26 protein-coding genes are annotated in these 24,685 nt (G+C 62.5%); 13 read left to right on the top strand and 13 right to left on the bottom strand.

Annotated elements, in window-relative coordinates; genetic code table 11:
- Positions 1–4: 4 nt before the first annotated feature.
- Complete coding sequence (locus Q9451_RS03555; RefSeq protein ID WP_012274180.1) at positions 5–160, top strand: DUF2474 domain-containing protein; 156 nt, start codon at positions 5–7, stop codon at positions 158–160.
- Positions 161–277: 117 nt separating this feature from the next.
- On the opposite strand, the gene Q9451_RS03560 is transcribed toward Q9451_RS03555, so the two are convergent.
- Positions 278–1,402, bottom strand: coding sequence for a methyltransferase (locus tag Q9451_RS03560; RefSeq protein WP_012274179.1), 1,125 nt, complete (start codon positions 1,400–1,402; stop codon positions 278–280).
- A gap of 96 nt (positions 1,403–1,498) precedes the next feature.
- A complete protein-coding gene (locus Q9451_RS03565; RefSeq protein WP_012274178.1) occupies positions 1,499–2,206 on the bottom strand; it encodes an autoinducer binding domain-containing protein in 708 nt (235 codons plus the stop codon).
- Positions 2,207–2,416: 210 nt separating this feature from the next.
- Here Q9451_RS03565 and Q9451_RS03570 point away from each other — a divergent pair, with 210 nt between their 5' ends.
- Positions 2,417–3,193 carry a ferredoxin--NADP reductase gene (locus Q9451_RS03570; RefSeq protein WP_041166589.1) on the top strand — a complete coding sequence of 259 codons (777 nt, stop codon included), beginning with the start codon at positions 2,417–2,419 and terminating at the stop codon, positions 3,191–3,193.
- A gap of 33 nt (positions 3,194–3,226) precedes the next feature.
- Here Q9451_RS03570 and mscL read toward each other — a convergent pair whose 3' ends face one another.
- A complete protein-coding gene (mscL, locus tag Q9451_RS03575; RefSeq protein WP_012274176.1) occupies positions 3,227–3,646 on the bottom strand; it encodes a large-conductance mechanosensitive channel protein MscL in 420 nt (139 codons plus the stop codon).
- Positions 3,647–3,822: 176 nt separating this feature from the next.
- Here mscL and radA point away from each other — a divergent pair, with 176 nt between their 5' ends.
- Positions 3,823–5,193, top strand: a complete 1,371-nt coding sequence (gene radA / locus Q9451_RS03580) for a DNA repair protein RadA (protein ID WP_012274175.1) — start codon at positions 3,823–3,825, stop codon at positions 5,191–5,193.
- Between the two features lie 107 nt (positions 5,194–5,300).
- Here radA and Q9451_RS03585 read toward each other — a convergent pair whose 3' ends face one another.
- Together Q9451_RS03585 and Q9451_RS03590 are read right to left on the bottom strand one after the other, a co-directional pair.
- Positions 5,301–6,818: a nucleobase:cation symporter-2 family protein gene (locus tag Q9451_RS03585; RefSeq protein WP_012274174.1), complete on the bottom strand. Its 1,518-nt coding sequence runs from the start codon at positions 6,816–6,818 to the stop codon at positions 5,301–5,303.
- Positions 6,819–7,081: 263 nt separating this feature from the next.
- Positions 7,082–7,447: a PilZ domain-containing protein gene (locus Q9451_RS03590; protein ID WP_012274173.1), complete on the bottom strand. Its 366-nt coding sequence runs from the start codon at positions 7,445–7,447 to the stop codon at positions 7,082–7,084.
- Between the two features lie 177 nt (positions 7,448–7,624).
- Between Q9451_RS03590 and Q9451_RS03595 the strand changes: the two genes are divergently transcribed.
- The 3 genes from Q9451_RS03595 (at position 7,625) to yjiA (ending at position 10,962) form a co-directional block, all read left to right on the top strand.
- Positions 7,625–9,691: a carbon starvation CstA family protein gene (locus Q9451_RS03595; RefSeq protein ID WP_012274172.1), complete on the top strand. Its 2,067-nt coding sequence runs from the start codon at positions 7,625–7,627 to the stop codon at positions 9,689–9,691.
- Between the two features lie 17 nt (positions 9,692–9,708).
- Complete coding sequence (locus Q9451_RS03600; RefSeq protein ID WP_003251633.1) at positions 9,709–9,906, top strand: YbdD/YjiX family protein; 198 nt, start codon at positions 9,709–9,711, stop codon at positions 9,904–9,906.
- A 78-nt stretch (positions 9,907–9,984) separates the two neighbouring features.
- On the top strand, positions 9,985–10,962 hold the full coding sequence (gene yjiA, locus Q9451_RS03605; RefSeq protein WP_012274171.1) for a GTPase: 978 nt from the start codon (positions 9,985–9,987) through the stop codon (positions 10,960–10,962).
- On the opposite strand, the gene Q9451_RS03610 is transcribed toward yjiA, so the two are convergent.
- Positions 10,922–12,409: a methylenetetrahydrofolate reductase C-terminal domain-containing protein gene (locus Q9451_RS03610; protein ID WP_012274170.1), complete on the bottom strand. Its 1,488-nt coding sequence runs from the start codon at positions 12,407–12,409 to the stop codon at positions 10,922–10,924. The genes yjiA and Q9451_RS03610 overlap by 41 nt on opposite strands.
- 208 nt (positions 12,410–12,617) lie before the next feature.
- On the opposite strand from Q9451_RS03610, the gene Q9451_RS03615 reads away from it, so the two are divergent.
- Together Q9451_RS03615 and Q9451_RS03620 are read left to right on the top strand one after the other, a co-directional pair.
- Positions 12,618–13,418, top strand: a complete 801-nt coding sequence (locus tag Q9451_RS03615; RefSeq protein WP_012274169.1) for a 5-methyltetrahydropteroyltriglutamate--homocysteine methyltransferase — start codon at positions 12,618–12,620, stop codon at positions 13,416–13,418.
- 67 nt (positions 13,419–13,485) lie between these two features.
- Entirely contained in the window at positions 13,486–14,205 is a 720-nt protein-coding gene (locus Q9451_RS03620; RefSeq protein WP_012274168.1) for an SDR family NAD(P)-dependent oxidoreductase, read from the top strand.
- 84 nt (positions 14,206–14,289) lie between these two features.
- On the opposite strand, the gene Q9451_RS03625 is transcribed toward Q9451_RS03620, so the two are convergent.
- Entirely contained in the window at positions 14,290–15,468 is a 1,179-nt protein-coding gene (locus tag Q9451_RS03625) for an acetyl-CoA C-acetyltransferase (RefSeq protein ID WP_012274167.1), read from the bottom strand.
- A 175-nt stretch (positions 15,469–15,643) separates the two neighbouring features.
- On the opposite strand from Q9451_RS03625, the gene Q9451_RS03630 reads away from it, so the two are divergent.
- Together Q9451_RS03630 and Q9451_RS03635 are read left to right on the top strand one after the other, a co-directional pair.
- Positions 15,644–15,910, top strand: coding sequence for a PepSY domain-containing protein (locus Q9451_RS03630; protein ID WP_012274166.1), 267 nt, complete (start codon positions 15,644–15,646; stop codon positions 15,908–15,910).
- On the top strand, positions 15,907–16,440 hold the full coding sequence (locus tag Q9451_RS03635; RefSeq protein ID WP_080516267.1) for a cytochrome b/b6 domain-containing protein: 534 nt from the start codon (positions 15,907–15,909) through the stop codon (positions 16,438–16,440). Before Q9451_RS03630 ends, Q9451_RS03635 begins: the two co-directional genes overlap by 4 nt.
- A gap of 21 nt (positions 16,441–16,461) precedes the next feature.
- On the opposite strand, the gene Q9451_RS03640 is transcribed toward Q9451_RS03635, so the two are convergent.
- Genes Q9451_RS03640 through Q9451_RS03655 form a run of 4 tightly spaced genes read right to left on the bottom strand, consistent with a single transcriptional unit; the run spans position 16,462 to position 20,596 of the window.
- Entirely contained in the window at positions 16,462–17,571 is a 1,110-nt protein-coding gene (locus Q9451_RS03640) for an agmatine deiminase family protein (protein WP_012274164.1), read from the bottom strand.
- A gap of 3 nt (positions 17,572–17,574) precedes the next feature.
- Entirely contained in the window at positions 17,575–18,660 is a 1,086-nt protein-coding gene (locus tag Q9451_RS03645) for an extracellular solute-binding protein (RefSeq protein WP_012274163.1), read from the bottom strand.
- A 2-nt stretch (positions 18,661–18,662) separates the two neighbouring features.
- Positions 18,663–19,559, bottom strand: coding sequence for an N-carbamoylputrescine amidase (aguB, locus tag Q9451_RS03650; RefSeq protein WP_012274162.1), 897 nt, complete (start codon positions 19,557–19,559; stop codon positions 18,663–18,665).
- Entirely contained in the window at positions 19,556–20,596 is a 1,041-nt protein-coding gene (locus Q9451_RS03655) for an agmatine deiminase family protein (RefSeq protein ID WP_012274161.1), read from the bottom strand. Before Q9451_RS03655 ends, aguB begins: the two co-directional genes overlap by 4 nt.
- A gap of 135 nt (positions 20,597–20,731) precedes the next feature.
- Between Q9451_RS03655 and Q9451_RS03660 the strand changes: the two genes are divergently transcribed.
- The 3 genes from Q9451_RS03660 to Q9451_RS03670 all read left to right on the top strand — a co-directional run bounded on the left by Q9451_RS03660 (position 20,732) and on the right by Q9451_RS03670 (position 23,953).
- On the top strand, positions 20,732–21,586 hold the full coding sequence (locus Q9451_RS03660) for a LysR substrate-binding domain-containing protein (RefSeq protein WP_012274160.1): 855 nt from the start codon (positions 20,732–20,734) through the stop codon (positions 21,584–21,586).
- Positions 21,587–21,733: 147 nt separating this feature from the next.
- A complete protein-coding gene (gene fabV, locus Q9451_RS03665; RefSeq protein ID WP_012274159.1) occupies positions 21,734–22,945 on the top strand; it encodes an enoyl-ACP reductase FabV in 1,212 nt (403 codons plus the stop codon).
- A gap of 105 nt (positions 22,946–23,050) precedes the next feature.
- Entirely contained in the window at positions 23,051–23,953 is a 903-nt protein-coding gene (locus Q9451_RS03670) for an alpha/beta fold hydrolase (protein ID WP_012274158.1), read from the top strand.
- 99 nt (positions 23,954–24,052) lie between these two features.
- On the opposite strand, the gene Q9451_RS03675 is transcribed toward Q9451_RS03670, so the two are convergent.
- Together Q9451_RS03675 and Q9451_RS03680 are read right to left on the bottom strand one after the other, a co-directional pair.
- On the bottom strand, positions 24,053–24,394 hold the full coding sequence (locus Q9451_RS03675) for a HopJ type III effector protein (protein ID WP_012274157.1): 342 nt from the start codon (positions 24,392–24,394) through the stop codon (positions 24,053–24,055).
- Positions 24,387–24,683 (bottom strand): DUF1244 domain-containing protein, encoded by a 297-nt coding sequence (locus Q9451_RS03680; RefSeq protein WP_012274156.1) that lies wholly within the window; start codon positions 24,681–24,683, stop codon positions 24,387–24,389. The genes Q9451_RS03675 and Q9451_RS03680 overlap by 8 nt, the downstream gene beginning before the upstream one ends.
- Positions 24,684–24,685: the final 2 nt, after the last annotated feature.

Genomic DNA, 24,685 nt, shown 5'->3' on the forward strand with positions numbered 1-24,685 from the left:
CCGCATGATGACGGGCAAACATGGCTTGGAAGACAAGAAACCGCTGTGGCAGCGGCTGGGTTGGCTACTGCTGATTTGGGCGATGAGTGTTGCCGCGCTGGGCGTGGCGGCATGGGTGATGCGGCTGTTCATGGGGGCTGCGGGATTGACCACCCATTGAGAGCAGCGGGGGCGCCTGTGGGAGCGGGCGTGCCCGCGAAGCAGGCATCGCGATAGATGGCACCGGCTTCGCCGGTGTTCGCGGGCAAGCCCGCTCCCACAGGGGCGGCGCGGGCTCTTATTTGCGGGCTTTCAGAATGACGAACTTGGGCGTAGCCGCCACCTGCTCAACCCCTCGGAACAACCGCGCCAGCTTGCTGTGATAGCCCAGGTGGCGGTTGCCCACGATGTACAGCGCCCCACCCACCACCAGCGCTTCTCGCGCCTGCTGGAACATGCGCCAGGCAAGGAAGTCCCCCACCACCTGCTGCTGGTGGAACGGCGGGTTGCACAGCACCACGTCCAGCGATTGTTTCTCTACCCCGGCCAACCCATCGGCCGCGACGAAATTGGCGGCACGTTCGCCCAGTGCAGCTCGCCAGTTCTCCTGCGCTGATTGCACGGCCATGTACGACTCATCGACCAAGGTGTACTCAGCGTCCGGGTTGCCCAGGGCGCTGGCAATCGCCAGCACGCCGTTGCCGCAGCCCAGGTCCGCTACCCGCGCGTTGCCCAGGTCGCGGGGCAAGTGGGGCAGGAACGCCCTTGTGCCGATATCCAACCCCTCACGGCAAAACACGTTGGCGTGGTTGACCAACTCCAGCGCCGGCGCGTCGAGGTGGTAGCGGCTAGGGTAGGGTGAGCGGGCGAGCGGGCGTTCGGCCACCGTTGCCGTCAGCAAGCGGGCCTTCTTCTGTGCCAGCGAAGCCTGCACAGGGCCGATGTACTTCTCCATCAGGTCACCGGCCGCCCGTGGCAGGTGCTTGATCATGGCCCCGGCAATCACCTGCGCGCCAGGCGCCAGGTGGCCCTGCAGGCGGATCAGTTGTTCTTCAAGCAGGGCCAGGGTCTTGGGCACGCGCACCAGCACTCGGTCGAAGAGGCCTTGCCAGTGCTCGCTGGCGGGCACGAACGGCACGCTATCGAACGTCAAACCGTTGCGCGTCAGGTTCTTTTCCAGGCCAAGGTGCGCCAGATGTGAGTCACCGCTGCTGACCACCTGCAGGCGGCCCGCCAGGCTGACGGCCAGGGCGCCGAAGCTGTCATTGAGCACCAGTACCCGGCAGTTGGCGTCAGGGGCCTGTTCGTGCAACTGCGCAAGCAGGTACTCGTCGGCGGCATCGAAGGCCTGCAGCGGGTCGTTGGCCTGCTCCGGCTGGCGGATCAGGTCGAGTTCGGCGTAGGGGGTGGTCAACAGGGGCATGGCGTCTGGCTCGGGTACGAAACTGCCCGTTGCGGTTCGCTCCGGGCTTTGCCGGGCGATTCTACAGGGCTTTGCCCAAGGTCGCAGGTGTGAAGGTCAGATCCAGCCACGCAGGGCGGCGATGGCGATGGCGCCAGCCTTGTTGGCAGCGTTGGTCTTGGTGATCACGCTGCGGATGTGGAAGTTCACCGTGCTTTGCGAAAGCGACAGGATGCAGGCAACGTCGGCAGCGGTCTTGCCGGCAGCCGACCATTTCAGCACTTCTAGTTCACGCTCGCTCATTCTTGGTTGAGGTGGGCACAGTGCGTTCAGGTGGTGTTCGCCAAGCACGGCATGCAGGGTATGGCACAGCCACTGGACGCTGCCGGCCTTGTCATAAAGCTCGACGATGTCGATCTTTTCGGCAGGTCTGGCCACGCTGATCTGGCTTTCGTTGTGCTGCAGGTCGTGCAGTGATTGCGTCCAGCCGTGACGCAAGCCGTGCTGACAGGCCGCTTCGCGAAATTGAGGGGCGTCTCGGTATAGGTCGTCAGTCCATAGTACGGGGGTGGTCGAACTGTGACTCATGTGCGCTGCCGGGTCCTGCTTGTAGAAATCGTCGCGCTGATAGCGCTCGATCCACTCACTTGGGTAGTTGCTGTAGAGGTACAGCCTTGGTGTTTGCGTGGCGATCTGGATGCGGATATTCAGCCCAAGGTAATCCATGCCCAGCTCCTGAGCCAGATGGACTGCGATGTCGAACAGCTTCTGCGGGTTGCGCTCGCTGACGAACGCATGAAGATGCTCGGGTTTCCAGTGAAGCATCGAGACATTCCTCGGGGCGTAGGATCCAATCCATTTGGGTACCCGATGATTGTAGGAAAGTCCTACCTTAGTGTTGGGATTTTTTTGTTATAGCACTTAGGGTTTTCTGCCAGTTCGGCACGATCCCCCCTGGTGAGGCCCTACAAAGCGGTGGTTTTTATCCAAGCCACTTTAAGCGACACTGTGCACACGCCAACCCTGGAGCCCGATATGACCGCTAGCGCCGAAAAGTTCACCCGCCAGACCCTGCTCGATGTTCAGCCGCTGACGCCGAACCTCTTCAGCCTGCGGGTTACGCGCGATGCGGGGTTCCGCTTTCGTTCCGGTCAGTTCGCCCGCCTTGGCGTGACCAAGGCCGATGGCAGCGTGGTGTGGCGCGCCTATTCAATGGTCAGCGCGCCCCATGATGAGCATCTGGACTTTTTCTCCATCGTGGTACCCGGTGGCGAGTTCACCAGCGAGCTTAGCCGGCTGGGTGCGGGCGATACCTTGCTGATCGACCGTCAGGCTTTCGGTTTCCTCACCCTCGACCGTTTCGTCGGTGGTCGCGACCTGTGGCTGCTGGCCACGGGTACGGGCATTGCGCCGTTCATGTCGATCCTGCAGGACTTCGAGGCTTGGGAGCGTTTCGACAACATCAAGCTGGTGTACTCGGTGCGCGAAGCCAAAGAGCTGGCCTACGTAGATGAAATCGCCGGGCTGGAGCAACGCGAGTACCTGGCGGAGCATGCGGGCAAGTTGCAGTTCATTCCGGTGGTGACCCGTGAACAACACCCAGGGGCGTTGAACCAGCGCATTACCACGTTGATCGAGAATGGTGAACTGGAGAAGGCGGCGGGGCTGGCGCTGTCGCCAGAGCATTCACGGGTGATGCTGTGCGGTAACCCGGAAATGATCGACGAAACCCGTAAAGTGCTGAAAGCGCGTGACCTGCAACTGAGCCTGAGCAAGCGGCCAGGGCAGGTAGCGGTCGAAAACTACTGGTAAGGCCAGGGGGCTGCAAGGCAGCCCCCTGCTACCTCACGGCAAGCGATTCTGATTCTGCGTCTTGAGCAAGTCGCGAATCTCGGTCAGCAGTGTCTCTTCAGCCGAAGGCACCGGCGGCGTAGTCGGCGCCACGGCTTCCTCACGCTTGAGCCTGTTGATCGCCTTCACCCCCATGAAGATGGCAAAGGCCACGATCACGAAGTCGATCACGGTCTGGATGAACTTGCCATACGCCAGCACTACCGCTGGTACGTCACCTTCGGCAGCCTTCAGGGTAATGGCCAGGTCGCTGAAGTCCACACCACCGATCAGCAGGCCCAGTGGTGGCATGATCACGTCACCGACGAAGGACGAGACGATCTTGCCGAAGGCCGCGCCGATGATGATACCGACCGCCATGTCGACGACATTGCCTTTGACCGCGAAAGCCTTGAACTCGTTGAGCATGCCCATGTTTGGTTCCTTGTAACAAAAGGTAAGGTTAACGCAGTGTAAGCCACTAAAACGCTTCATGCGTTGTGTTCAGGGCTACTGACTGCAGTTAGAACGAATAGTTTTGTCGCATCCCGAAGCGTTCGAGACACGTCCTGCTCGGCTATCATGGCGATTTTTTCCAGGAGACCCCACCCATGGCCAAGGCCAAGCGCTTGTATGGCTGCACCGAGTGCGGCGCGACCTTCCCCAAATGGGCCGGCCAGTGCGGCGAATGCGGGGCCTGGAACACGCTGGTCGAAACCATGATCGAAAGCGGCGGCGCCGCAGCGCCCAGCAGCGGCCGCGCGGGTTGGACCGGGCAGCAGGCACAGATCAAGACCTTGGCCGAAGTCAGCGTCGAAGAAATCCCGCGCTTCACCACCAGCAGTACTGAACTGGACCGCGTACTGGGCGGTGGCCTGGTGGATGGCTCTGTGGTGCTGATTGGTGGTGACCCCGGTATCGGCAAGTCGACCATTTTGTTGCAAACGTTGTGCAACATCGCCGTCGGCATGCCGGCGCTGTATGTCACCGGTGAGGAGTCGCAGCAACAGGTTGCCATGCGCTCACGGCGGCTGGGCCTGCCCCAGGACCAGCTCAAGGTAATGACCGAAACCTGCATCGAGACCATCATCGCTACGGCACGCGTCGAGAAACCCAGGGTGATGGTGATCGACTCGATCCAGACGATTTTCACCGAGCAGCTGCAATCGGCCCCCGGCGGCGTGGCCCAGGTGCGCGAAAGCACGGCGTTGCTGGTGCGTTACGCCAAGCAGAGCGGCACGGCGATCTTCCTGGTCGGCCACGTGACCAAGGAAGGCTCGCTGGCCGGCCCGCGGGTACTGGAGCACATGGTCGATACCGTGCTGTATTTCGAAGGCGAGTCCGATGGCCGTCTGCGCTTGTTACGGGCGGTGAAGAACCGTTTTGGCGCGGTCAACGAGCTGGGCGTGTTCGGCATGACCGACCGTGGTCTTAAAGAAGTGTCCAACCCGTCGGCGATCTTCCTCAACCGTACCCAGGAAGAAGTGCCAGGCAGCGTGGTAATGGCTACCTGGGAGGGCACCCGGCCAATGCTGGTTGAAGTGCAGGCGCTGGTCGACGATAGCCATCTGGCCAATCCGCGGCGGGTAACCCTGGGCCTGGACCAGAACCGCCTGGCCATGTTGCTGGCGGTGCTGCACCGTCATGGCGGTATTCCTACCCATGACCAGGACGTGTTCCTCAACGTGGTGGGTGGGGTGAAGGTGCTGGAAACGGCTTCGGACCTGGCGCTGCTGGCGGCGGTCATGTCCAGCCTGCGCAATCGGCCGCTGGCCCATGGTCTGCTGGTGTTTGGCGAGATCGGCCTGTCGGGTGAGGTGCGGCCGGTGCCCAGTGGCCAGGAGCGCTTGAAGGAAGCGGCCAAGCACGGCTTCAAGCGGGCCATCGTGCCCAAGGGCAATGCGCCGAAAGAGCCACCGGCGGGGTTGCAGGTGATTGCCGTGACCCGGCTGGAGCAAGCCCTGGATGCATTGTTCGAGTAACTTGTAGCCTGTTCTGGCCCTATCGACGGCGATAGGCCAGAACAGGCAAACGAAAAAGGGGCCGATGATGCGCATCGGCCCCCTCCACCTCACCGCTCAGTCAGCAGTCAATGCTCGGCAACCGCTGCGCGCCTGACCGTTTCATTGCCATGCTCGTCCAGCTCCAGCATCGGCACTTCGTTACCCTCGGCATCGAACAGCTTGCCGTCCTTGAAGTAGTCGCCATCACGCAGCGCGGAAATGTCCGAATACTGGATGGTGCGCTCGTACGCCGCAGCGAACACCGACTGGTTTTCCGAGTTGCCGGTGGTGAAGTGGTTGAAGATCAGGTTCAGCAAGATGGCCATGATCGCCGCCGAGCTGATGCCCGAGTGGAAGATGGTCTCGAACCAGTTCGGGAAGTGGTGGTAGAAGGTCGGCGCGGCAATCGGGATCATGCCGAAGCCCAGCGAGGCCGCGACGATGATCAGGTTGACGTTGTTCTTGTAGCTGACCTTGGACAAAGTACGGATACCGCTGGCCGCCACGGTGCCGAACAGCACGATGCCAGCGCCACCCAGTACCGGGGTAGGCACGGCGGCAATCACCCGGCCCATGATCGGCAGCAGGCCGAGTACCACCAGAATCACACCACCGGTGGCCACCACGTAGCGGCTCTTGACCCCGGTCACGGCCACCAGGCCGACGTTCTGGGCGAACGCGCTCTGGGTGAACGAGCCGAAGATCGGCGCCAGGATGCTCGATGCCATGTCGGCACGCAGGCCGTTGCCCAGGCGCTTGGAGTCAACCTTGGTGTCGATGATTTCACCCACGGCGAGGATGTCGGCCGAAGTTTCCACCAGGGTTACCATGATCACGATGCACATCGACAGGATCGCGGCGATGTGAAACTCCGGCATGCCGAAGTGGAACGGCGTGGGGAAGGCCAGCATCGGGCCTTCGGTGACCTTGCTGAAGTCGGCCATGCCCAGCGACCAGGCGATCAGTGTGCCGATCACCATGGCCAGCAGGATCGACAGGCGCGAAATGGTCGCGCTGCCCAGCTTGCTCAGCAGCAGCACGATGGCGAAGGTCAACCCGGCCAAGCCGATGTTGGCCACGCTGCCGAACTCTGGCGAGGCGCTGTTGCCACCCATCACCCAGCGTGCGGCCACTGGCATCAGGGTCAGGCCGATGGTGGTGATGACGATGCCGGTCACCAGGGGAGGGAAGAACTTGGTGATGCGCGAGAACACCGGGGTGATCAGGAAGCCGATCAGCGACGCCGCCATGACCGCGCCAAGCACGCCAGGCAGGCCACCGCCGCCCTCGCTGCTGAGGATCGCACCCATGGTCGCCACACCGGCGAACGACACGCCCTGCACCAGCGGCAACTGGCAGCCGAAGAACGGCAGGCCAAGGGTTTGCAATAGGGTGGCCAGGCCACCGGCAAACAGCGAGGCGGCGATCAGCATGCCGATTTCGGCACCGTTCAGGCCCGCGGCCTGCCCCAGGATCAGGGGTACCGCGACGATCCCCCCGTACATGGTCAACACATGCTGCAGACCATAAGCCAGGTTGGCACCAAGGCCGAGGTTTTCATCCTCGGGGCGCTTGGCGGGAGACGTGCTAGGGGACGTAGTCATGGAGCAGGCTCTCTGTTTATTGTTGTGCCGCTACTGTAGACACTTACCTCAAATGATTGCCACAAGAATTGTATACAATATTTTGATCGGAGCGCGCACAGATACGACCGCATGGGGTGCTAAATCCCAATGCAGAAGGCGTACCAACTTGTCAGAAGCTGTATTGGAAAGCTGTGTACAAAGTTCTGCTACCCAGGCTTAAAGCTGTCTGGGTAGACAGGAAACACTCGGTGGGAATGATATTAGCTAGCTAAGAGATTTCATTATTCGATGAGTTCGCGCAGCTCGCGCATCATTTCGGTGCTGTCGGCCACGTTCAATTCCACAAGACGGTGCAAATGGCTCATCGAATCGATGTCGATGTACAGGCAGATGAAGCCCAGCCGGCTCGGTTCTTCGTGGCGCAGTTCGACCTGCATTTGCACCTCGGTCACTTCGTCGTTGAGCACGATGTAGGCTTCGAAATCCTGGCTCAGGTCGGGATCCCAGGTTTTCGGGCTTTCGACCAGCAGGCCTTTGAGGGACAGGTCGAGCAGTTTCACCTCCCAGCAACGTTCGCCCTGGCAAAGCCTGGTCGGGGCGTCGAACTGGATACGCTGGAAACGGCGGCGTTCGTCGTGATCGCTCATGGCATGGATCCTTGGGTAGGTCCTAAGGTGACATCCTGACTATAGTTAGAATGTTATGTGCATCAGGTACCGCAATCTGGCCGCAGAGGCTCTAGACCAAAGCAAGTGTGGCAATGCGCGATGACTCGCCCTAGACTCGGTGGGCGGTCTTTCCAATCCACCAGCTGGAAGCTAACCATGAACAACAATAATAGCCTGCTACGCCACATTCCGTGGTTGGCGCTGGCAGTCATAGGGGCCTGCGCGCTGGGTGTGGTTGCCCTGCGTCGCGGCGAGGCAATCAACGCCTTGTGGATCGTGGTCGCGGCGGTGGCCATTTACCTGGTTGCCTACCGTTACTACAGCTTGTTCATCGCCACCAAGGTGATGCAACTCGACCCTCGCCGTGCCACCCCGGCGGTGCTCAACAACGACGGTCTGGACTACGTTCCGACCAACAAACACATTCTTTTCGGTCACCACTTCGCCGCCATCGCGGGCGCAGGCCCCTTGGTCGGCCCGGTACTTGCCGCGCAAATGGGCTACTTGCCCGGCACGTTGTGGCTGATTGCCGGCGTGGTGCTGGCCGGTGCGGTGCAGGACTTCATGGTCCTGTTCATGTCTACCCGCCGCAATGGTCGCTCGCTGGGCGACATGGTGCGCGAGGAGATGGGCCGCATTCCGGGGACCATCGCCCTGTTCGGCTGCTTCCTGATCATGATCATCATCCTCGCGGTGTTGGCGTTGATCGTGGTCAAGGCCCTCGCCGAAAGCCCGTGGGGCATGTTCACGGTGATGGCGACCATCCCGATCGCGATGTTCATGGGCATCTACATGCGCTACATCCGCCCGGGCCGCATTGGCGAGATCTCGGTGGTTGGCGTAGTGCTGCTGCTGGCGTCTATCTGGCTGGGCGGCGTGATCGCTGCGGACCCGGTATGGGGCCCGGCGTTCACCTTCACCGGGGTGCAGATCACCTGGATGCTGGTGGGCTACGGCTTTGTCGCCGCCGTGCTGCCGGTCTGGCTGGTGCTGGCACCACGTGACTACCTGTCGACCTTCCTCAAGATCGGCACCATCGTGGGCCTGGCCATCGGTATCCTGATCATTGCCCCCGAGCTGAAAATGCCGGCGCTGACCCAGTTCACCGACGGCACGGGCCCTGTGTGGAAGGGCACCCTGTTCCCGTTCCTGTTCATCACCATTGCCTGTGGTGCGGTGTCCGGCTTCCACGCGCTGATTTCCTCGGGGACCACCCCCAAGCTGCTGGATAACGAAACCAACGCCCGCTACATCGGCTACGGTGGCATGCTGATGGAATCGTTCGTCGCCATCATGGCCATGGTCGCCGCTTCGGTGATCGAGCCTGGCGTGTACTTCGCCATGAACAGCCCGGCTGCCGTGGTCGGTGCAGACGTAGCGTCGGTGGCGCAGACAGTCAGCAGCTGGGGCTTCCTGATTACACCCGAGCAGCTTGAAGCCGTCGCCCGTGACATCGGCGAGCACACCATCCTGGCCCGTGCTGGTGGTGCGCCTACCTTGGCGGTCGGTATCGCGCAGATCCTGCACCAGGTGTTGCCAGGTGAAAACACCATGGCCTTCTGGTACCACTTCGCGATCCTGTTCGAGGCGTTGTTCATCCTCACCGCAGTGGACGCCGGTACCCGAGCCGGGCGCTTCATGCTGCAGGACCTGCTGGGCAGCTTCGTGCCAGCACTCAAACGCACTGAATCGTGGGGTGCCAACCTGCTCGCCACCGCTGGCTGCGTGGCACTCTGGGGCTACCTGCTTTACCAGGGCGTGATCGACCCGCTGGGCGGCATCAACACCCTGTGGCCGCTGTTTGGCATCTCCAACCAGATGCTGGCCGGTATCGCCTTGATGCTCGGTACCGTGGTGCTGATCAAGATGAAGCGTCAGCGCTACATCTGGGTCACCCTGCTGCCGGCCGTCTGGCTGCTGATCTGCACCACTGCTGCTGGCCTGATCAAGCTGTTCGACCCGAACCCGGCGGTTGGCTTCCTGGCCCTGGCCAAGAAGTACAGCACCGCGCTGGACGCAGGCCAAGTGCTGGCCCCGGCCAAGGACATCGGGCAGATGCAGCACGTGATCTTCAACGCCTACACCAACGCGGGCCTGACGATTCTGTTCCTGCTGGTGGTCTTCAGCATCCTGTTCTTCGCCATCAAGGTCGGCTACGCCGCCCTGGGCCGCAAGGAGCGCACCGACAAGGAAACCCCGTTCCAGGCGTTGCCTGACGCGTAATCGAGAGGACTGCAGTTATGTTCAACGACTTGGGTCGACTGGGAAAATACCTGGGGCAGGCAGCCCGCCTGATGGTCGGCATGCCCGACTACGACAACTATGTCGAGCACATGCAGAAGACGCACCCGGACAAGCCGGTGATGAGCTACGAAGCGTTCTTCCGCGAACGGCAAGAAGCGCGTTACGGCGGCAAGTCCGGGCCCAAGTGCTGTTGAGCCTGCGACACGTGTGAACCTGTGGGAGCCTGGGTAACCGGCTCCCACAGTCATTTTCAGATTCAGGAGACTTTCTGCGTGCAGACGCCTATTCCCGTAACCGTCCTCACGGGCTTCCTCGGTGCCGGCAAGACCACCTTGCTCAAGCACATGCTCAAGGCCGAGCACGGCCTGAAGCTCGCGGTGATCGAAAACGAATTCAGTGAGGCCGGCATTGACAGCCAATTGCTGGGCGACCAGCCGGTGCAGGTGATGACCCTGGCCAACGGTTGTGTGTGTTGCAGCATCCATGGCGACCTGACCCGCGCCCTGTACCTGCTGCTCGAGCGCCTGGATGCCGGGGAAATCGCCTTCGACCGCCTGGTGATCGAATGCACCGGCCTGGCCGACCCGGCGCCGGTAGCGCAAACCTTCTTCATCGACGAGGAACTGCGTGAGCGCTACATCCTCGACGGCATCATCACCCTGGTCGATGCCGCGCATGCCGAACTGCACCTGACCCAGACCATCGCTCAGGCCCAGGTCGGCTTTGCCGATCGCTTGCTGCTGAGCAAGACAGACTTGGTCGAGCCGGCTGCGGTAGACGCGCTGCGCGAGCGCCTGGCCCGCATCAATGGTCGGGCCGCGATCCGGGTGGTTGAACACGGATGCATCGACCTGGCTGAACTACTGGATGTGCGAGGTTTCAACCTCAACCCTGACCTGGGTGCGAACTTGAAACTGACACTGCGCCCGGTGCTCAAACCCGCCACGCCGGACCGTATCTCCACGATGGTGCTGCGCACGGACACTGCGTTGGATATCGATCGCCTCAGCGGCTTCATGAACGAACTGCTGGAAACCCACGGCACACAACTGTTGCGCTACAAGGGCGTGCTGAACATTGCCGGCGAAGAGCGCAAGCTGGTATTCCAAGGTGTGCTCAAGCTCTATGGCTTCGATTGGGACGCCGAGTGGGGCGCTGGCGAAACGCGCGAGAGTGTGATGGTGTTCATCGCCGATGAATTACCCGAAGCTACGATTCGGGCTGGCTTCGAGGCGTTGGCTGCGGGCTGAGCCGCCGCGGCGTCTGCGCTGCGAACCACTGCGGCCAGGAGCTGCGGTGGCGGGTTTCGACCTCGATGCACGGGATCAGCCGCTCGGTCAGCACGGCAGTTTGCCGCACGGCTTTGGCGGTGCGGTACTTGACGCTGTGGATGCACTCGCGGTCGCCGAACTCGCAGCGGTTCAGGGCGGTTCCACCGCAGGGGCCATTGGCCAGGCCTTTGGGGCAGGTTTCTGGGCAGACGTACAAGGTATCTTCGAGGCGGCAGCGGCCACAGGTATCGCAACCCACCAGTGGCCGTTTCACAGCACGCTCCACCTTGTGCAGCACCAGTGCGCCAAGGCGCGTAGCCCATAGAGGCTGGCGCACCGCCCAGCCAAATGCCTTGCTCAGGCCGTTGCGGCGGCTGAACAGCAGTGAATGCATGCCGTGCATCAGGTGATAGCGCGCTTTCTCCTTGAACGTGGCATCGACCTGTGACTCGCCCTGGCGCCAGCTCGCCTGCGGCGGATGGAAGATCACTGCCGGCAGGCCGGGCATCTGCCAGCTGGCCTGCCAGGCGGGCGCCCATTGCTCCAGCGTGTGAACCCGGGTTTGCCAGTGCTCGATACGGGCTTCCAGGGCCAGCAACTGCTTGAGTTCGTGCACCCCTGAGAGGTGCACACCGGCGTAGCCCATCAGCTTTACACCGATGATCTGCAAGGCCAGGCGGTCAACACTGCGCGCCTGGGCAAATACCTTGGACAGCGCGGTCTCCGCTTCGAGCATGTCGCGCATGGACGGGGTGACGGTGACGCCGGCCACATGGTCGAGCATCGTCGCGCGCCCGTGGGTGAGGCTCATGAGGCAGGCCAGCATGGGCTTGGGCGTGGGCTGGCGGCGCATCCAAAGCATGGCTTCCTGGTGCTTGGCGGCATCAAAGCCCAGTTGCAGGGTGAAGAAGTCAGCCCCAGCCGCCAGCTTTTTCTCGGCCTTGAAATACTGGGCGCCGCCTTCTTCCTCGTGGTACTTGAACGGGTTCAGTGCCGCGCCCAGCAGCCAGTGCGGACAGGCTTGGCGGGCAATCTGCAGGGCGGCGACCGATTCCAGGTAGCGCACCGGGCGCAGGCCTGGTTCATGGCCGGGCAGGCGGTCGCCGGTAAGCAGCAACAGCTGATCGAGGCCTGCGGCGTCCATACGCTGCAGTTGCGCGAGCAGGTGATGGCGTTCGCGATCCTTGCCGGAAAAATGCGGCAGGGCAGGCACAGGGTTGGCGAACGAGGCGAGGGCGTCCAGCGGCGACATGTCCAGCGGGCTGCCGACGCGATCGCCGATGGCCACGGTCATCGGCCAGCCGCACAGGTGCGCACGGGCCAAGATCGCTTCCATGGCGGCGAAGCGTTCAGCCGAAGGCTTGGGGACGAATTCCATGACGCAGACGAAGTTCTTTTCGCGCAGCGCGGTTTTCAGCAGGCTCATGTGGCTGGGCACCCGGTGTGGTCAGGGTGGCATTGTGCGGCAGAAGGCGGGCGGGGTCATGTCCGAATGCGCAGGGTGATGCTCTGAATGAGACATCAGCATGATCATGAAGAAATCTTGGGTTCATCTCAAATTTAATGAGTTTGTCTCAAGCGTTTATCCGCCGGAAAATCCCTCTCATTCATTTATGCAGGTTAAGGGACAAAACATGGCACTGGCACACAACCTGGGCTTTCCACACATCAGCGGTGACCGCGAGGCGCGTGCCCGTCACTGGCAGGCTCAGCGTGATGCCGGCATCCAATTGCTGCCAGTGGGTGACTTTGCCTGGCATGATCAACCGTTCGACCTGAGCTGGGCGCAGCTTTTTGATGAAGTGGCACAAGCCAAGGCCTTGGGCCATGCGGTCAAGCCAGTGGTGATCGGCCCGTTGACTTATCTGTGGCAGGGCGAAAACAACGGCAGCATCGAAACGCTGGAACTGCTCGAGCGCCTGCTGCCGCTGTACGATCAGTACCTCAACCGCCTGGCTGCAATGGGCGTGGAGTGGGTGCAGATCGATGAACCGATTCTCGCCGAAGACCTGCCGCAGGACTGGAAAAACGCTTACGAGCGCGTCTACAACATTCTTCAGCGCGCGCCGCTGAAAAAGCTGATTGCCACCTACTACGGTGGCCTTGACGGCAACCTCGGCCTGGCCGTGAACCTGCCTGTCGATGGCCTGCATGTCGACCTGGTACAGGCACCCGAGCAGTACCAGACCCTTCTGGACCGCCTACCGACCTACAAGGTGTTGTCGCTGGGCCTGGTCGACGGCCGCACTGCAGCTGCTTGCGACTTGGGAGAAACCCTGGGCCTGCTGCACGATGCCCATGAGCGTCTGGGGGAGCGGCTATGGCTGGCGCCGGCCTGCTCGTTGTCGCGCAGCCCGGTGGAAGTGGCCGTGCAGAAGTGCCAGGAAGTGGCCGTGCTGGCAGCTGCGCTGGACGAAAACCGAGCTGCGGCTTGATCATCGCCACGGGCGCTTAAAACCCCCTAGAATGCCGACTCCGATCAAATCGACAGGGAGTGATGCGATGCGTGTTCTGGTAGTCGGCGCCAGTAAAGGCCTGGGCAAGGCTTTCATGGAAGGGTTGGGCAAACCCGGCGATACGTTGATTGGGGTGTCGCGCAGCAAACCCGCGGCAGTGAATGTCGGCAAGGGTATTGACGCCCAGTGGATCGAGGCCGATCTAGGCCAGCCTGCCGCTGCAGTAGAGTCGATAGCCCGAGTGCTGGCTGAGGGTGGCGTGGATACGCTGATCTATAACCTCGGCCTGTGGGAGGCCGAAGCGTTCGAAGACCACTACAGCTTCCTTGATGACTGTGACGCAGCGCTGCAGCGCATGGTCGACTGCAACATCACCGCCACCATCCTGCTGGTCAAACGGCTGCTGCCGCTGCTGCTCGAAAGCGAAAAACCACGGATCATCCTGACCGGTTCCACTTCCGGCCTGCCCCAAAGCGGTCGCCCAGAAGTGACCTTCGCTGCCTCCAAGTTCGGCCTGCGCGGCATCGCCGAAGCATTGCGTGAAGGCTATCGAGGGCAAGGCCTTGGGGTGACGTGCCTGAACCTTGGGTACCTCAATACCGAAGACGGCCTGGATGTGCCGGTGGAAGAGGCTGCCGCGCGTGGGGAAGGGGGGCTGATACCGCTGCACGATGTGGTGCTGATGGTGCGCACGCTGCTGGAGCTTTCGGCGGCCAGTTATGTGCGGGAGCTGACCTTGCCGGCGATTGCCGATGAGCGGTTCTGAAGCCTGAGAGTGGTGTTCAAGCAGGCCCGGCCTCTTCGCGGGTAACCCCGCGAAAGGGCCTAGCCTGTTCTACTCAATCTGAGATCAGCGCTCGATCGCCAGTGCCACACCTTGCCCACCGCCAATGCACAAGGTCGCCAGGCCTTTCTTGGCATCGCGCTTGATCATCTCGTGCAGCAAGGTCACCAGCACGCGGCACCCGGAAGCACCAATCGGGTGGCCCAGGGCAATCGCTCCGCCATTCACGTTGACCCGCGCGGCATCCCACTCCAGCGCCTTGCCCACGGCCAGCGCCTGTGCGGCAAAGGCTTCGTTGGCTTCGATCAGGTCCAGTTCGGCCAACTGCCAACCGGCTTTGTCCAGGCAACGCTGGGTCGCCGAAACCGGGCCGATACCCATGATCGCCGGGTCTACCCCGGCACTGGCATAGGCGGCGACCTTCGCCAGCACTGGCAGGCCCAGGGCTTTGGCCTTGGCCGCGCTCATCAACAACACGGCGGCGGCGCCGTCATTCAGGCTGGAGGCATTGCCCGCAGTGACGCTGCCGTCCTTCTTGAAGGCCGGGCGCAGTTTGCCCAGGGACTCGGCGGTGGTGTCCGGGCGTGGCTGCTCGTCACGGGCGAAGACCTTGGGCTCGCCCTTTTTCTGTGGCAGCAGGATGGGGGTGATTTCCGCGTCGAAGCGGCCGGCCTCGATCGCCGCCACCGCCTTGCGCTGCGATTCGGCGGCAAAGGCATCCTGCTGTTCGCGGGTGAGGCTGTACGTGTCCACCAGGTTCTCGGCAGTGATGCCCATGTGGTAGTCATTGAACGCATCCCACAGGCCATCGGTGATCATGCTGTCGATCAGTTGGCCATGGCCCATGCGCTGGCCAGTACGGGCCGAGGGCATCACGTAGGGAGCAAGGCTCATGTTCTCCTGGCCACCGGCAATCACCACCTCGGCGTCGCCGCAGCGGATGGCCTGGGTGGCCAGGTGCAGGGCCTTGAGGCCCGAGCCGCAGACCTTGTTCAGGGTCAGGGCCGGTACGCTGAAGGGCAGGCCGGCCTTGATCGCAGCCTGGCGCGCCGGGTTCTGCCCGGCGCCGGCGGTGAGCACCTGGCCGAGGATGACTTCGTCGACTTGCGCCGGGTCCAGCCCGGTCTGCTCCAGCAGCCGCTTGATCACGGCGGCGCCGAGGTCGACCGCAGGCACGGAGGCCAGGGCGCCCTGGAAGCTGCCAATGGCGGTACGGGTTGCGGCGACGATAACCACGTCGTTCATGTTGTTGTTCTCCGGGCAATAGGCGTAGTGCCACCAGCATCGGCGGGTTTGGCTTATTTGTTAAGTTTGTTTTTCTTTCGGATTGATATGAAAAACAAATCAATGGGCACTTGGCGTCCTCCCCAACTAAGCTGAATTTCGTGCTGTTTCACTCAACCCAATGGAGCCCATACCCATGCGCATCCTGATCGCACTGACCCTCCTGATCGGCAGCAGCACAGCATTCGCCGCCACCCAATGCACCACCGCGGATAAAAGCACCTGGCAAGACCAGGAAAAGTTCCAGGCCCAGCTCAAGGAGCAGGGCTACAAGATCAACAAGTTCAAGGTTACCAAGGGCAATTGCTACGAGATCTATGGGTTCGACAAGGACGGTCGCAAGGTCGAGATTTATCATGACCCGGTGACCGGCAAAGCGGTCAAGTCCGAGTACCACGATTGAACAGCGACGGCATGGTGCGGCTGTGGGATCCCCTCCTGCGGCTGTGCCACCTGTCGATCGCAGCGGTGTTCTTCGCCAACTACTTTTTCAACGAAGAGGGCGATGACTGGCACCAGTGGCTGGGCTACTACGCACTGGCGTGCGTCGTGGTGCGCGTGGTCTGGGGCTTTGTCGGGCCAGCCAGTGCGCGCTGGGCCGACTTCTGGCCAACCCCGGCACGCGTGGCCGGGCACGCGCGCAAGGTGCTGCGTGGGGAGCCTTGCCATCGTCTGGGGCACTCGCCGATTGGCGCCTTGGTGATGCTGTTGATGCTGGCGGGTATCGCTGGCCTGGGCCTGACTGGTTGGGCGTCGCAGGAAGTGGATGCACTGTGGGGCGCCGATTGGCCGACCGACCTGCACGGTTGGTTGGCCAATGCGGTGCTGGCGCTGGTGTGTGTGCATGTGCTGGCGGCCATCTACGAAAGCGTGCTGCTGCGCGAAAACTTGCCGTTGTCGATGATCACCGGGCGCCGGCGGCGTCGTGATTGAGGCCAGGCCAGGCAACCTCATTCAAACGGCCGGGCACTGATGGGTCACACAGTGAATCCCCCCACCTCCAGCCGCGATGGCATCGATGTCCAGTTGCACGATATCCCGCCCTGGATACAACGCCGCCAGCAGTGCTCGGGCCTTCTCATCCGCCTGCGCATCACCGAACTGCGGTGCGATGATCGCGCCGTTGATCACGAAGTAATTGATGTACCCCGCTGCAAAGTCGTCATTACCTTTGCTGAACTTGTTACGCCGCCCGCGCAGCGGCGGTGACACCACGTGAACCTGCAGTTTACGGCCTTCGGCATCGGTGGCCTGCTTCAGGATTTCCAGGTGTTTACGCGTCACGGCGTGGTCATAGGAGTCCGGGTCGTTGTCCAGGTTGGCAATCACCACACCCGGCCGCACGAAGCGGGCGTAGAAATCCACATGCCCATCAGTGGTGTCTTCCCCGGCGATGCCCGGCAGCCAGATTATCTTGCTCAGGCCCAGCCGCGCCTTCAGCTCGGCCTCGACCTCGGCTTTGCTCCAGTCCGGGTTGCGGTTGGCATTGACCCAACTGCTCTCGGTCATGATGCCGGTGCCGTGCCCGTCCACCTCGATGGCGCCCCCTTCCCCCACCAGCTCGCTGCGCTGGTAGCGCGCGTTGGCCAGGGTGGCAACGCGTTTGGCCAGCTGGGCATCGTTACGGTGGCGCTGCTTGTTGCCCCAGCCATTGAAGTTGAAGTCCACCGCCGCCAGGGCGCCGTCATCGTCGACGACGAAATTGGCACCGATGTCGCGCATCCAGATGTCATCCAGTTGGCATTCGACAAAATGTGTGTTGTGGTGGCCACAGTGCTGCTCGGCCAGCTGGCGCTCGCTGGCGCGGCAGAACACGGTCACCGGCTGATAACGCGCGATGGCCTGGCTAATGCGACCGAGTGCGGCTTGCACGTCGGCGGTGAAGTCCTCCCAGATCGCATCCTGGGCGCCAAAGGCGATGAAGGCGCGCTGTTGCAATTCGCCCTCGTCAGGCATGAACCAGCGCCCCGGTTCTTCGGCACGGGCCAGCCCCAGGGGCAGGCCAAGGCCAGCGCCGAGGCCGGCGGCCAACGACAGTTGCAGGAAGGTTCTACGGCTTGGCATGGTTCAGTCCTGTGCAGTCTTGAAGCGCGTCCACACACGCATGCGTGCCCGCATGTCGGCCTGTGGAATATCCCGGCCCGGAATCAGCCGGGCATAGGTGGCTTCGTCGAGATAGATATCGGGGTTGTCGCGCATGCGTGGGTCCACCGCCTGGCGCGCTTTGGCGCTGGCCGTGGGGTAGCCGGTGAAGTTGCTGATGGCAGCCATGTTCGCCGGGCGCATGACGAAGTTGATGAAACGATAGGCGTATTCCGGGTGCCTGGCATCGGCCGGAATGGCCATGGTGTCCATCCACACCGTGGTGCCTTGGCGCGGTACGCGGTACTGGAAGTCGAGGTGCTTGCCAGCGGACTCGGCGGTACGCTGGGCCTGGATCACATCGCCGCTGTAGCCCAGTGACAGGCACAAGTTCTCGTTGACCAATTCGGTCACCGGCTGGGACTGGAACTTGCGCACATACGGGCGTATCGCCTTGAGCAGTTCGCTGGCGGCGGCCAGGTCCTCACGCTTGGCACTGCGTGGTTCGCGGCCCAGGTAGTTGAGTACTACGGCCAGCACTTCATCGGGCGAGTCGATGACCGAGATACCACAGTCAGCGAACTTGGCCGCCAGCTCCGGCTTGAACAGCAAGTCGAGGTTGTCCAGCGGTGCACCAGGCATGCGCTGGCGAACCTTGTCGGCGTTCACCGTCAGGCCGATGGTGCCCCAGGTGTAGGGCACCGTGGCCTGGCTGGCCTTGGGGTATTGGGCATGCAGCTTGCGCAGGCCGGGCTCGATATCGTCGAGCGCCTCCAGGCGGCTGTGGTCCAGTGGCTGCAGGCTGCCAGCGCGCATCAAACGCTCTGCAACGGTATCGCCGGGGAACACCAGGTCGTAACCACTGCGCCCGGACATCAGCTTGGCTTCGAGCACTTCACTGCCGTCCATCACGTCGTAGATCACCTGAATACCGGTTTCGGCCGTGAACTGCTTGAGGGTGTCCTCGGCAAAATAGTCGGCCCAGTTGTACAGGCGCAGCACCGGCTGTTCGGCCAGTGCCTGGCCAGCGCAGGCGGCCAGTGCCAATGCGGCTAGAACGTGGTGTTTCATGCTCAGGCCCTCAGGCTGTGTGGGTGTGTACCGTCCAGGGTCAGCAGCGTTGCGTACATTTCCGGGCGGCGATCACGGAAGATGCCCCAACTCAGGCGGTCTTCGCGCATGCCGGCCAGGTCCAGGTCATGCAGCCAGATGCCGCTGCTGTCGCGGTCGGCTTCGGCGAGCATGGCGCCCTTGTGGTCGCAGATGAACGATGAGCCATAGAAGCGCATGGCTAGCGCTGCATCGCTGGCGGCAACTTCCTCGCCCACGCGGTTGGCTGCCACCACCGGCAGCAGGTTGGCGGCGGCATGGCCGCGCATGGCGACCTGCCAATGGTCGCGAGAGTCCAGTTCGGCGCAGCCCGGCTCGGAGCCGATGGCGGTGGGGAACAGCAGCACCTCGGCGCCCATCAGGGCCAGGCAGCGAGCGGTTTCGGGGAACCACTGATCCCAGCAGATACCGATGCCCAAGCGCCCGAAGGCGGTATCCCAGACCTTGAAGCCGGTGTCGCCAGGGCTGAAGTATTCCTTCTCCTGGTAGCCGATGGCGTTGGGGATGTGGGTCTTGCGGTACACACCGAGCAGGCGGCCATCGGCGTCGGCCACGGTCAGCGAATTGAAGAAGGCATTGCCGGCGCGCTCGTACCAGCTCAGCGGCAGAACCACGCCCAGCTCGCCGGCCAGCGCGGCGAAGCGCTGCAGGATCGGGCTGTCGGGGTAGGGCTGGGCAAGGGCCTGGTGCTGGTGATTCTGCTCGATGCAGAAGTACGGGGTAGCGAACAACTCCTGCAGCAGGATCACCTGGGCGCCCTTGGCAGCGGCCTGGCGTACCAGTTGCTCGGCGCGGTCGAGGTTGTCGGGCAGGTTCCAACTGCACGGCATCTGCGTGGTGGCGATACGCAACTGGCTCATGGCTGCACCTCGGGCTGCTGCTGGGTGATGCAATGAATGCCGCCACCGCCGTAGGCGATGTGGTCAATGCGCACCGGCACGATCTCCCGGCCTGGGAAGGCGTGGCCCAGCTGCGCAGCGGCCTCCTGGTCGGCAGCGATGCCATAGGCCGGCATGATGATCGCGCCGTTGGCGATGTAGAAGTTGGTGTAGGACGCGCAGAACACCTCGGCATTCTGATCGACGGCGGCGCTGGCCTCGTACAGGTCGAGCAGTTCGAAATGGCGGCCTTGGGCGTCGGTGGCCAGTTCCAGGGCGCGGCGGTTTTCCCGCACCACCTCGGCGTACACCGAGTGTTGCTCATGGGTGGCGTCGACCAGCAGCACGCCTGGGCGGGCGAAGGCGCATACGCCATCGACGTGGCCGTCGGTCATGTCACTGGTGACGTACTGCGGGTCACCCGGCAGCCAGATGGTCTTGCTGATGCCCAGGTAGCGGGCGAAACAGGCCTCGAATTCAGCCTTGCTGATGCCTGGGTTACGGTTAGGGTTGAGCAGCACCGATTCGGTGGTGATCAGTGTGCCTTCGCCATCCACATGGATCGCCCCACCTTCGTTGCACAGGGACGTGCTGAAACCGTCCAGGCCCAGCTGGTCGAGCATGCGTCGGCCAAGGCTGCGGTCCAGGCTGTGGTGCGACTTGCCGCCCCAGGCATTGAAACGCCAGCTCAGGCCGGCCAGGCCATGCTGTGGGTGGCAGACGAAGCTTGGGCCGCTGTCACGGCACCAGCTGTCGTCCACGGCCAGTTCGATCAGCTCGATATTGGCGCCGCACAAGGCGCGGGCGCTGGCCATGGCGGAGGGGTCGACCACCATCTTTACCGGTTCGAAACGGGCGATGGCCGCTGCGACACGGGCGTAGTCCTGTTGTACATCGGCCAGGCGCACGTGCCAGCCGCTTTCCCATACGGCCTGGTTGTGTGGCCAGACCATCCAGGTTGCCGCGTGGCGGGCCCATTCGGCAGGCATACGCCAGCCGCTGTTGAGGGACAGGTGCATAGTGAACTCCGATCTATTAAGGATTTTTATCAACGAAGCCCGCCGTCGCGGGTGTTGGTGTCCATGCTATGGCTAGGTTTGGCTGGCGACAAACGATAGATTTAGCGCATATCTGATTAGCGGGTCTTATCAATCATGCTCAAACACTGGCCACCCCTTAATGCCCTGCGCGGCTTCGAGGCCGCTGCGCGGCTAGGCAGCTTCCACAAGGCCGCCGAGGCGTTGAACCTGACCCAGTCGGCCATCAGCCAACAAATTCGCAGCCTGGAAACCTACCTGGAGCAGCCGCTGTTTCATCGCAGTGGCCGTAGCGTGAGCCTGACCGACGCCGGGCACGACCTGCTCAGCACCACGCAATCGCTGTTGCAGCACCTGGCCGTAGGCATTCGCCGGCTAGACCAGTACCGCAAGCCCAATCAGCTGGTGGTGAACACCAGCCCGGCTTTTGCCAGGCACTGGCTGCTGCCGCGGCTGGCGGACTTTCACCAGCGCTGTCCGCAGGTCGACTTGTGGTTGTTTACCAGTTTCGAGGTGCCGGACATGGCCACCGAGACCATCGACCTGGCTATCCGCGATGATCTCAGTGCCCAGGCTGAGTGCAGCTTCAGCGTGCTGCATCAGGACCAGCTGTACCCGGCTTGCCATCCTTCCCTGGCGACTGCAACCGCGCGTACGACCTTGCACGGCGAACGGGAGATGGACTGGAGCCATTGGCAACTGGAGGGCGGCGAGGATGTTGGGCAGCAGGGCAAGGGGCTGAATTTTTCCGACCCGGGGCTGTTGCTGGATGCGGCGAGCGAGGGGTTGGGGGTGGCGTTGGTCAGCCAGTTGCTGGCGCGTCGGGCCGTGCAAGAGGGGCGTTTGCAGGCGTTGTCGGCGCAGCGGGTGCGGGGGCCTGCGTGGGCTTGCCTGGTGCATCGGGAGAGTCAGGAGGATCCGCTGGCCCGGCAGTTTCTGGACTGGTTGAGAGCCGCGTTGGCCTTGGATTGATGCCGGCACGCAAGAACCTCGGTTTTGCATCCCCATGATCACCCCGTAATATGTGTCGGATAACCTGCGGGGGTAGTCTCACCCTCTGATCAATCGGAATCGCCCCAAGCGGCGCTTCCCCGGCATAAACCTGACGAGGTACAGACATTGGCCATCATTCATCCTAAGGTTCGCGGTTTCATCTGCACCACGACTCACCCGAAGGGCTGCGAGCTCAACGTCCGTGACCAGATCGAAGCCACCCGCAAGCTGGGCGTGCGCGAGGATGGCCCGAAGAAGGTCCTGGTCATTGGCGCTTCCAGCGGCTACGGCCTGGCAGCTCGCATCACCGCGGCGTTCGGCTTCAAGGCCGACACCCTGGGTGTGTTCTTCGAAAAGCCTGGCACTGAGACCAAGGCCGGCACCGCTGGCTGGTACAACTCTGCAGCCTTCGACAAGTTTGCCAAGGCCGAAGGCCTGTACAGCAAGTCGATCAACGGTGACGCCTTCTCTGACGAAGCCCGTGCCAAGGTCATCGAACTGATCAAGAACGAAATGGGTGGCAAGGTCGACCTGGTCATCTACTCGCTGGCATCGCCTGTGCGCAAGCTGCCGCAGACCGGTGAAGTGATTCGCTCGGCACTCAAGCCGATCGGCGAGCCGTACAAGTCGACCGCCATCGACACCAACAAGGACACCATCATCGAGGCCAGCATCGAGCCGGCCACGGAGCAGGAAATCGCCGACACCGTCACCGTCATGGGTGGCCAGGACTGGCAGCTGTGGATCGATGCCCTGGCAGGCGCCAACGTGCTGGCCGAAGGCGCTCGCACCGTGGCCTTCAGCTACATCGGCAGCGATATCACCTGGCCGATCTACTGGCACGGTGCCCTGGGCCAGGCCAAGCAGGACCTGGACGAAACCGCCCTGCGTCTGGACCAGAAACTGGCCGATGAAGTGAAAGGCGGCGCCAACGTGGCCGTGCTCAAGTCGGTGGTGACCCAGGCCAGCTCGGCCATCCCGGTGATGCCGCTGTACCTGTCGATGGTCTTCAAGATCATGCAGGAGAAAGGCATTCACGAAGGTACTCAGAACCAGCTCGACCGCATGTACCGCGACCGTATGTACCGTGCCGACGGTGCGCCGGCCGACGTTGACGAGAAGGGCCGTCTGCGCCTGGACGACTGGGAACTGCGCGACGACGTTCAGACCGCCTGCAAGGCCCTGTGGCCACAAGTGACCACCGAGAACCTGTTCGAGCTGACCGACTACGCCGGTTACAAGAAGCAGTTCCTCAACCTGTTCGGTTTCGAGCGCGCTGACGTCAACTACGACGAAGACGTGGCCACCGATGTCAAGTTCGACTGCATCGAGCTGTAACCGTAGTTAACCTGCACCGGCCCTTTTGCGGGTAAACCCGCGAAGAGGCCGGTACAGGCTATAAAATCTTTGCTAGCTTTGGCGCACAACAACAGGGAATGCGCCATGAGTAGCCTCACCCAACCCGCCGCCCCCTTTCGCCAGGCCACAGCCGACGGTTACAGCCTCGGCGGCTTCTGCTGGCGCCACGCTCGCCCTGACCCCCAGCGTCCGCTGGTGATCATCAACGCTGCCACTTCGGTACGCTGCCGCTATTACTCCCGCTTTGCCGACTACCTGTTTGCCCAGGGCTGCGATGTGCTGACCTACGATTACCGTGGCATCGGCGAGTCCCGCCCAGCTTCGTTGCGCGGCTTCCAGGCCTCGTGGAGCGATTGGGGCAGGCTGGATTTCGAAGCGATGCTGGCGCATGCGGCAGAGCATTTCCCCGGTCAGCCAGTAGACGTGGTGGGGCACAGTTTCGGCGGCTGCGCAGTAGGGCTGGCCGCGTCGGCAGGCCAGGTACGCCGGGTAGTGATGGTGGGCGCGCAGTTTGCCTATTGGCGCGACTACGCGGTCGGCCAGCGCTGGCAGCTGCTCGGCAAGTGGCATGTGGTAATGCCGCTACTGACCCGGATATTCGGCTACTTCCCCGGCAAACGCCTGGGTTGGCTTGAAGACACGCCATCCGGCGTGGTGCACGACTGGACCACACGTACCCCACGTTACGAGCATCGCCCCAGCGCTCGGGCGCTGGCGACGCTTCCGTTCGTTCAGGTGCGGGCGGCGACGCTGGCCATCAGCCTCACTGACGACCCGTTTGGCACCGTGGCGGCGACCGAGCGATTGTTGGGTTATCTACAGGGTGCCCGGCACCTGCGTATCGCGCCTGTGGATATCTCGGTCGACGAAATTGGCCATTTCGCGTTTTTCCATGACCGGTTTCGCGAAAGCTTGTGGCCGGTGGCCTTGCAGTGGCTGCAGCAGGGAGAGCTGAAAGAAGGGGGGCCTGGAACCATCATGGATTGAGGGTGGGATCGATATTTTGGGGCTGCTTTGCAGCCCATCGCGACACAAGGCCGCTCCCACAGGAGGTATGCGCCCCTTATGGGAGTGGCCCGGGCTATCTCAAGCCTTGCGCGACAGGGGCTGCCCGGCAAATTTCACGCCCGCCAGACCCTGCTTGATCAGCGCGCGGATATTGCCATGGTCGCTGCCCTCGGGCGTGGCCACCACGTCACGGTAGTGCTCGCCAAAGGCCAGCAGCGCTTCCTGGTCGCTCAGCCCTTCCAGCAAAGCCAGGCCCAGGGTTTTGCACGAACCTTCGTTTTGCCCGGCCGCATTCTCCACGCCGCCATTGTTGAACGCCTGAGGCTGGTAGCTGTAGTTGTCGGCAATGAACGCCAGGGTATCGGCAAAGACATGTTGGCCGCTGGCCAGGCTGGCGCGCAGGGTGTTCAGATCAGTCACGAGGTTTTCCTTTTTCGAACGCCGCTTGTTGTTCGGCGCTGGCTTCTTTCTGGTGTTGGGCTTTCCACTCGGCGTAGGGCATGCCGTACACCGCTTCGCGGGCATCATCCAGGCTCAGGTCGAGCTGGCGCTCGTCAGCCGCGGCCTTGTACCACTTGGACAGGCAGTTGCGGCAGAAACCGGACAGGTTCATCAGGTCGATGTTCTGTACATCGGTGCGCTTTTGCAGGTGTTCGACCAGGCGGCGGAACGCGGCGGCCTCAAGTTCGAGCTGTTGTTGTGGCGTCATGG

Source organism: Pseudomonas sp. NY8896, assembly GCF_039634505.1.

Coding starts and splice junctions, on each gene's coding strand:
- Q9451_RS03555 (WP_012274180.1), top strand. CDS start 5: ATGATGACGGGCAAACATGGCTTGGAAGACAAGAAACCGCTGTGGCAG.
- Q9451_RS03560 (WP_012274179.1), bottom strand. CDS start 1,402: ATGCCCCTGTTGACCACCCCCTACGCCGAACTCGACCTGATCCGCCAG.
- Q9451_RS03565 (WP_012274178.1), bottom strand. CDS start 2,206: ATGCTTCACTGGAAACCCGAGCATCTTCATGCGTTCGTCAGCGAGCGC.
- Q9451_RS03570 (WP_041166589.1), top strand. CDS start 2,417: ATGACCGCTAGCGCCGAAAAGTTCACCCGCCAGACCCTGCTCGATGTT.
- mscL (WP_012274176.1), bottom strand. CDS start 3,646: ATGGGCATGCTCAACGAGTTCAAGGCTTTCGCGGTCAAAGGCAATGTC.
- radA (WP_012274175.1), top strand. CDS start 3,823: ATGGCCAAGGCCAAGCGCTTGTATGGCTGCACCGAGTGCGGCGCGACC.
- Q9451_RS03585 (WP_012274174.1), bottom strand. CDS start 6,818: ATGACTACGTCCCCTAGCACGTCTCCCGCCAAGCGCCCCGAGGATGAA.
- Q9451_RS03590 (WP_012274173.1), bottom strand. CDS start 7,447: ATGAGCGATCACGACGAACGCCGCCGTTTCCAGCGTATCCAGTTCGAC.
- Q9451_RS03595 (WP_012274172.1), top strand. CDS start 7,625: ATGAACAACAATAATAGCCTGCTACGCCACATTCCGTGGTTGGCGCTG.
- Q9451_RS03600 (WP_003251633.1), top strand. CDS start 9,709: ATGTTCAACGACTTGGGTCGACTGGGAAAATACCTGGGGCAGGCAGCC.
- Q9451_RS03610 (WP_012274170.1), bottom strand. CDS start 12,409: ATGAGCCTGCTGAAAACCGCGCTGCGCGAAAAGAACTTCGTCTGCGTC.
- Q9451_RS03615 (WP_012274169.1), top strand. CDS start 12,618: ATGGCACTGGCACACAACCTGGGCTTTCCACACATCAGCGGTGACCGC.
- Q9451_RS03620 (WP_012274168.1), top strand. CDS start 13,486: ATGCGTGTTCTGGTAGTCGGCGCCAGTAAAGGCCTGGGCAAGGCTTTC.
- Q9451_RS03625 (WP_012274167.1), bottom strand. CDS start 15,468: ATGAACGACGTGGTTATCGTCGCCGCAACCCGTACCGCCATTGGCAGC.
- Q9451_RS03630 (WP_012274166.1), top strand. CDS start 15,644: ATGCGCATCCTGATCGCACTGACCCTCCTGATCGGCAGCAGCACAGCA.
- Q9451_RS03640 (WP_012274164.1), bottom strand. CDS start 17,571: ATGCCAAGCCGTAGAACCTTCCTGCAACTGTCGTTGGCCGCCGGCCTC.
- Q9451_RS03645 (WP_012274163.1), bottom strand. CDS start 18,660: ATGAAACACCACGTTCTAGCCGCATTGGCACTGGCCGCCTGCGCTGGC.
- aguB (WP_012274162.1), bottom strand. CDS start 19,559: ATGAGCCAGTTGCGTATCGCCACCACGCAGATGCCGTGCAGTTGGAAC.
- Q9451_RS03655 (WP_012274161.1), bottom strand. CDS start 20,596: ATGCACCTGTCCCTCAACAGCGGCTGGCGTATGCCTGCCGAATGGGCC.
- Q9451_RS03660 (WP_012274160.1), top strand. CDS start 20,732: ATGCTCAAACACTGGCCACCCCTTAATGCCCTGCGCGGCTTCGAGGCC.
- Q9451_RS03670 (WP_012274158.1), top strand. CDS start 23,051: ATGAGTAGCCTCACCCAACCCGCCGCCCCCTTTCGCCAGGCCACAGCC.
- Q9451_RS03680 (WP_012274156.1), bottom strand. CDS start 24,683: ATGACGCCACAACAACAGCTCGAACTTGAGGCCGCCGCGTTCCGCCGC.